Below are 1,341 nucleotides of genomic sequence, written 5' to 3'. Positions count from 1 at the left end.
GCACGTGAACAAACGGTTGGTGGCGACGGTCATTCTGATGGTCGCTCTCGTTATGGATCTGATGGATTCGACTATCACTAACGTGGCCCTGCCCGCGATCGGCAACGATCTCGGTGCGAACCCCGCACAGCTGGAATGGACGTTGGCCGGCTACGTCGTCGCCTTCGCCACCCTGCTCATCACCGGCGGGCGCATCGGCGATATCTTCGGGCGCCGTCGAGTGTTCGTGATCGGTGTCGCCGGCTTCACCGTCGCGTCGCTGCTCGCCTCGTTCAGCCCAACCGGGGACACGCTGGTGGCGACCCGCATCCTTCAGGGAGCATTCGCCGGCATCATGGTGCCACAGGTGCTCTCCAGCGTGCAAGTGATGTACAAGCCTGAGGAACGCGGCCCGATCTTCGGCATCGTCGGCGCGCTGAGTGCCCTCGGCGCGGTGACCGGACTGCTGCTCGGCGGCTGGCTCGTCACCATCAACGCCTTTGATGCGGGGTGGCGGAGCATCTTCCTCATCAACATCCCGGTCGGCGCCGTACTGATCATCGCGTCGCTGCTCTTCGTGCCGAACAGCCGCTCGGAAGCCCCACCCAAACTGGACATCGTGGGCACCCTGCTCGGGGCTGCCACCGTGTTCCTCATCGTCTTCCCGCTGACCGATGCCCGCCAGGCCGACTGGGCATGGTGGATCTGGGCCATGCTCGCGGCAGCGCCGATCATCCTCGTCCTCTTCGTCCTGCAACAGAAGCGCAAACTCCGGGACAACGGCTCGGCCCTGCTGCCGATGACACTCTTCCGCAACCACGGCTTCGCCAGCGGCTCCGTCGTGCAAGTGCTGTCGTCGATCGGCAACGGCAGCTACGCGTTGGTCATCATCTTCTACGTGCAACAGACCCTGGGCTTCACTCCTTTGGCCGCAGGACTCACCATCCTGCCGCTCGCCATCGGATCGATGGTCGCCACCGCCGCCGCGATACCCCTCGCCAAGAAGTTCGGCAAGCACGCGGTAGTGCTCGGCGGGACCATCCAGGCTGCCGCATTCGTCTGGGTCATGCTGGCCATCGTGTCAGCAGGCGACACCCTCACCGGCTGGAACCTCGTACTCCCACTCGGCCTCGCCGGTGCCGGCATGATGATCCTGATCATGCCGCAGATGGAACTCACCCTCGCCACCGTTCCCACAGCGGAGGCCGGTGCGGCATCCGGAACCCTGACCACCCTCGGACAGGTCGGCATGGTTCTCGGCGTCACCCTGCCCGGGTCGATCTTCTTCGGACGGATCACAGACGGCGCATCACCCCAGGACGGCGTCATCACCGCACTGCTCGTCACCGTCACCACCTACCT

The 1,341-nt window shown here is 64.8% G+C and carries 1 protein-coding gene; it reads left to right on the top strand.

Annotated elements, in window-relative coordinates:
• Window positions 1–19 precede the first annotated feature (19 nt).
• Window positions 20–1,341 (top strand): MFS transporter (locus ABIB56_RS18445; protein ID WP_354570687.1); only part of this gene is annotated, 1,322 nt, incomplete at its 3' end.

Origin of the sequence: Glaciihabitans sp. UYNi722 (assembly GCF_040549465.1) — a bacterium.
Lineage (GTDB): Bacteria > Actinomycetota > Actinomycetes > Actinomycetales > Microbacteriaceae > Lacisediminihabitans.
The sequence above is the reverse complement of the archived record's forward strand: the minus strand, read 5'-3'. Positions and strand labels throughout refer to the sequence as shown.